Consider the following 6,330-nt stretch of genomic DNA (forward strand, 5'->3'; position numbering starts at 1 on the left):
TGGTCAGTGTGCCGTTGTAGTCACTACCCGCCGTTGCGGTGCCCGCATTCAGCGCGAGACTGAAGGTGGTCGGCGTGCTGCTGGCATTGGTGAGGTTGACGGTGAACACGGCGTTGTCACCTTCATCGACCTGGCCGCCGGTGCTGTCGACAGCCGAACTGACGGTGCTAACGGTAGGCGCTGCATCGTTGTCGATGATGGTCGCGGTACCGGTCTTGCCACCTACGGTCAGGCTGAAGGTTTCAGTTGGCTCGAAAACGGTGTCATTGATGGTCGGCACCGTAACCGTGAAGCTGGTGACGCCCGCCGGCACGGTGACGGTTCCGTTGGCGGCGTTGTAGGTCACGCCGTTGCTGAAGCTTTGGTTGGTGAGCGTGCTGTTGTAGTCACTGCCAGCCGTTGCGGTACCGGCATTCAACGCCAGGCTAAACGTAGTCGGCGTGCTGCTGGCGTTGCTCAGGTTGACGGTGAAGACGGCGTTGTCACCTTCATCCACTTGCCCACCGGTGCTGTCGACCGCCGAGCTGACGGTGCTAACGGTAGGCGCCGTATCGTTGTCGATGATGGTCGCAGTGCCGGTTTTGCCACCTACGGTCAGGCTGAAGCTTTCGGTCGGCTCGAAGACGGTGTCGTCGAGCGTGGGAACGGTGACGGTGAAGCTGGTGACGCCCGCTGGCACGGTAACGGTTCCGTTAGCGGCGTTATAGGTCACGCCATTGCTGAAGCTTTGGTTGGTCAGTGTGCCGTTGTAGTCACTACCCGCCGTTGCGGTGCCCGCATTCAGCGCGAGACTGAAGGTGGTCGGCGTGCTGCTGGCATTGGTGAGGTTGACGGTGAACACGGCGTTGTCACCTTCATCGACCTGGCCGCCGGTGCTGTCCACAGCCGAGCTGACGGTGCTGACAGTCGGCGCTGTATCGTTGTCGATGATCGTGGCCGTACCGGTCTTGCCACCGACAGTCAGCGTAAAGGTTTCGGTCGGCTCGAAGACGGTGTCGTTGATCGTCGGCACCGTGACGCTGAAGCTGGTGACGCCAGCCGGGACGGTAACCTGGCCAGTAGCGGCGTTATAGGTCACGCCATTGCTGAAGCTCTGGTTGGTGAGCGTGCCGTTGTAGTCACTACCCGCCGTCGCGGTGCCCGCGTTCAACGCCAGGCTAAACGTAGTCGGCGTGCTGCTGGCGTTGGTGAGGTTGACGGTGAACACGGCGTTGTCACCTTCATCGACCTGGCCGCCGGTGCTGTCGACAGCCGAGCTGACGGTACTGACAGTCGGCGCTGCGTCGTTATCGATGATGGTCGCGGTACCAGTCTTGCCACCTACGGTCAGGCTGAAGGTTTCAGTTGGCTCGAAAACGGTGTCATTGATCGTCGGCACGGTAACCGTGAAGCTGGTGACGCCCGCCGGCACGGTAACGGTTCCGTTGGCAGCGTTGTAGGTCACGCCGTTGCTGAAGCTTTGGTTGGTCAGCGTGCCGTTGTAGTCACTGCCAGCCGTTGCGGTACCGGCATTCAGCGCCAGGCTGAACGTGGTCGGCGTGCTGCTGGCATTGTTCAGGTTGACGGTAAAGACGGCATTGTCGCCTTCGTCGACTTGGCCGCCATTACTGTCAACTGCAGCGCTGACGGTATTGATAGCTGGAGCGGCATCATTGTCGAAAATGGTCGCGGTACCGGTTTTGCCGCCAACGGTCAGGCTGAAGCTTTCGGTCGGCTCGAAGACGCTGTCATTGATCGTCGGCACGGTGACGGTGAAGCTGGAAACGCCCGCGGGCACGGTGACGGTTCCATTGGCAGCATTGTAAGTAACGCCGTTGCTGAAGCTCTGGTTGGTCAGCGTGCCGTTGTAATCACTGCCCGCTGTTGCGGTACCAGCATTCAGCGCCAGGCTGAAGGTCGTGGTGGTTAGGCTGGCAGTGCTCAGGTTGACGGTGAATACGGCGCTGTCGCCTTCGTCCACCTGGCTCCCGGTGCTGTCCACGGCGTTGCTGACCGCGCCGATACTCGCAGCCGCGTCGCCCGTTACGTTCACCGTAACCGTGGCTTTGCTGGTTCCACCATTGCCATCGCTGACGGTGTAGCTGAACGAAGCGGGGCCGTAGTAATTGCTTGCGGGTGTGAAGGTGATGGTGCCGTTGTCGTTCAGCGTAACGGTGCCATGCTTGGGATTGTCCACGCCGACGATACGCAGGCTGTCACCGTCCGCGTCGCTGTCGTTGGCGAGCAGGGTTGCCTGGGAGATCGTCAAGGCATTGTCGTGCCCGGTTACCAGCGCAGGGTTGGCCTGGGCCGGAGAGTAGTTGCCCAGCGGCTGATAAGGGCCACCAGCGAAACTCAGCGTGGGTTGCAGTACGGCTTGGCCGCCCTGATCCCAGTAGATGATCTCGATGGTATGCGCGCCGGGTTCACTGATGGTGAACGAGCCACTATTGGTGCTTGGCGACTGGTTACCGTCGAACCTCGAGACGATCACACCATCGATCGAGATGCTGTAGCCGTCGTCCGCCCTGACCTGGAACTGGTAGTTACCTGCCTGCAATTGCAAAGTGCCGCTGAGTCTGATGATCGCGTCACTGCTGTTTTCCGGGTCGACGTTCAACGATGCCGCGTCAGAGCCCAGGAATGATTGCAGATTGTTATTACCGCCGAGGTCACCACCACTCAGGCTGTAGTTGATGTTCTTCGCCACGAAGGCGGCATCAGGCGAGTTGGCGGCGATAAAGGCGCGCACCTGAGCCAGGGAGGTCAGGTTCGCCCCATCCAGGTTCGCCCCTTCGTGGTAGGCGTAATACTGGCCGGTGAGCCCGGCAGCCATGCCAGGGTCGTTAACCGCAACCGGATCCTGGTTGGCGATGATGGTGACTTTCTGGGTGTCGGTGGAGCCCACGTTACCCGCATCGTCGATGACGCGAACCTGATAGGTGTGATCACCCAGCGAGAGAGTGCGGCCATCCGCGTAATCCCAGTTGCCGTTGCTGACGGTCAGGTTCGTCCAGGTGCTGCCGCCGTCCACGCTGATCTGCGCTTTTTCGCCGGCGCCCAGAGGGCCGACCGTACCGCTTATGGTCAGGGTGCTGTCACGGGTGATGAAGTCCCCGGGAGTTCCCGTGTCTTCGGAAATCTTGACGATATCGATTGCCGCTGCAGGCGGCGTGATGTCGACGCGATAGCTTTCGGTATCGATACCAACACCAACGTTGCCTGCGGCATCGATGGTTCTGACGCTGGCGTCGATGGTGCGATCGCCATCAGCGGCCAGATCGGCTCCGGGCACATTAATGCTAAAGCCCAGCGTGCCATTTGGGTTGGCAACGACCGAACCAGTGAACTCCTTGCCATTGACGGTCAGGGTGACGGTGTCACCGACCTTGGCGTCACCGCCGACGGTGCCGGTTACCGGGATCTGCTGACCGGACTCGGCGATGTTGATCACGTCGTCGGCGGTGATATTGGCGTCCAGCGTGATGGTCGGAACTGGGGCCGTGACGTCGACGCTATAGCCTTCGGTGTCTGTTGCAGTGCCGACGTTGCCGGCGGCATCGGTGGTGCTGATGCTGGCATTGATGGTCTTGCCGGCATCGGCGACCAGATCAGCGCCTGGTACGTTGATGCTGAAACCAAGGGTGCCGTTGGCATTGGTCACCAGGCCGGTGAAGTTCTTACCATTCACTGTGAGGGTGACGGTATCGCCAACCTTGGCATCGCCACCGACGGTACCGGTAACCGGGATTTGCTGTGTGGCTTCGGTGCTGTTGATCACATCGTCGGCGGTGATATTGGCGTCCAGCGTAATGGTCGGCACCGGTGCGGTGACGTCGACGCTATAGCCTTCGGTGTCTGTCGCAGTGCCGACGTTGCCGGCGGCATCGGTGGTGCTGATGCTGGCGGTGATCGTCTTGCCGGTGTCAGCAACGAGGTCTGCGCCGGGAACATTGATGCTGAAGGTTTTGTCGGCCTGAACCTGACCGGTGAACTCCTTGCCGTTAACGGTCAGAGTGACGGTATCGCCCACTTTGGCATCGCCACCGACGGTGCCGGTTACCGGAATCTGCTGACTCGACTCGGCAATGTTGATTACGTCATCGGCAGTGATGTTGGCATCGAGCGTAATGGTCGGGACTGGTGCTGTGACATCGACGCTGTAGCCTTCGCTATCCGTGGCCGTACCGACATTGCCTGCTGCGTCGGTAGTGCTGATGCTGGCGGTGATGATTTTGCCAGCGTCCGCGACCAAGTCAGCGCCGGGGGCGTTGATGCTGAAACCCAAGGTGCCATTGGGATTAGCCACGACAGCACCGGTGAAATCCTTACCGTTGACGGTCAGGGTAACGGTGTCACCAACCTTGGCGTCGCCGCCGACGGTGCCGGTTACCGGGATCAGCTGACCGGACTCGGCAATGTTAATTACGTCATCGGCGGTGATATTGGCATCGAGCGTAATGGTCGGGACTGGTGCTGTGACATCGACGCTGTAGCCTTCGCTATCCGTGGCCGTACCGACATTGCCTGCTGCGTCGGTAGTGCTGATGCTGGCGGTGATGATTTTGCCAGCGTCCGCGACCAAGTCAGCGCCTGGGACGTTGATGCTGAAACCCAAGGTGCCATTGGGATTAGCCACGACAGCACCGGTGAAATCCTTACCGTTGACGGTCAGGGTAACGGTGTCACCAACCTTGGCGTCGCCGCCGACGGTGCCGGTTACCGGGATCAGCTGACCGGACTCGGCAATATTGATCACGTCATCGGCAGTGATGTTGGCGTCCAGCGTGATGGTCGGAACTGGGGCTGTGACGTCAACGCTGTAGCCTTCGGACGTAACTGCCGTGCCCACGTTGCCTGCCGCATCAGTGGTGGAGATACTGGCATTAATGGTTTTGCCCGCATCGTCCACGAGATCAGCGCCTGGAACGTTGATACTGAAGGTGTTGTTCGCCTGAACCTGACCCGTGAAGGTCTTGCCGTTCACAGTGAGGGTGACAGTATCACCGACCTTCGCATCGCCACCGACGGTACCGGTAACCGGGATTTGCTGCGTGGCTTCGGTGCTGTTGATCACGTCATCAGCGGTGATGTTGGCATCGAGCGTAATGGTCGGCACGGGTGTGGTGACGTCGACGCTATAGCCTTCGGTGTCTGTCGCAGTGCCGACGTTGCCGGCGGCATCGGTGGTGCTGATGCTGGCATTGATGGTCTTGCCGGCATCGGCGACCAGATCAGCGCCTGGGACGTTGATGCTGAAAGTGTTGTTCGCCTGAACCTGACCCGTGAAGGTTTTACCGTTAACGGTCAAAGTGACGGTGTCACCGACTTTGGCATCGCCACCGACGGTACCGGTAACCGGGATTTGCTGCGTGGCTTCGGTACTGTTGATCACGTCATCAGCGGTAATGTTGGCGTCGAGGGTGATGGTTGGCACCGGAGCGGTGACGTCGACGCTATAGCCCTCAGACGTAGCTGCGCTACCCACGTTGCCTGCGGCATCGGTGGTGCTGATGCTGGCATTGATGGTCTTGCCGGCATCGGCGACTAGATCAGCGCCTGGAACGTTGATGCTGAAGGTGTTGTTCGCCTGAACCTGACCCGTGAAGGTCTTGCCGTTCACAGTGAGGGTGACAGTGTCACCGACCTTCGCATCGCCACCCACGGTGCCAGTGACCGGAATTTGCTGACTCGCCTCGGCGATGTTGATTACGTCATCGGCAGTGATGTTGGCGTCCAGCGTGATGGTCGGAACTGGGGCGGTGACGTCGACGCTATAGCCTTCGCTATCCGTGGCCGTACCGACATTGCCTGCTGCGTTGGTAGTGCTGATGCTGGCGGTGATGGTTTTGCCAGCGTCCGCGACCAAGTCAGCGCCTGGGACGTCGATGCTGAAACCGAGCGTGCCATTTGGATTGGTAACGACCGAACCGGTGAACTCCTTGCCATTGACGGTCAGGGTGACGGTATCGCCCACTTTGGCATCGCCACCGACGGTACCGGTAACCGGGATTTGCTGTGTGGCTTCGGTGCTGTTGATCACGTCGTCGGCGGTGATATTGGCGTCCAGCGTAATGGTCGGCACCGGTGCGGTGACGTCGACGCTGTAGCCTTCGGTGTCTGTCGCAGTGCCGACGTTGCCGGCGGCATCTGTGGTCGAGATACTTGCAGTTACGGTCTTGCCGGCATCGGCGACCAGATCAGCGCCTGGGACGTTGATGCTGAAACCGAGCGTGCCATTTGGATTGGTAACGACCGAACCGGTGAACTCCTTGCTATTGACGGTCAGGGTGACGGTATCGCCCACTTTGGCATCGCCACCGACAGTGCCGGTAACCGGGATCTGCTGAC

1 protein-coding gene is annotated in these 6,330 nt (G+C 60.1%); it reads right to left on the reverse strand.

The features are described from left to right. The coding region (locus tag BVH06_RS16685; protein ID WP_139315668.1) for an Ig-like domain-containing protein at window positions 1-6,330 on the reverse strand (6,330 nt) is incomplete at both ends.

This window comes from Pseudomonas sp. PA27(2017) (assembly GCF_001945445.1).
Taxonomy (GTDB): Bacteria; Pseudomonadota; Gammaproteobacteria; order Pseudomonadales; family Pseudomonadaceae; genus Aquipseudomonas.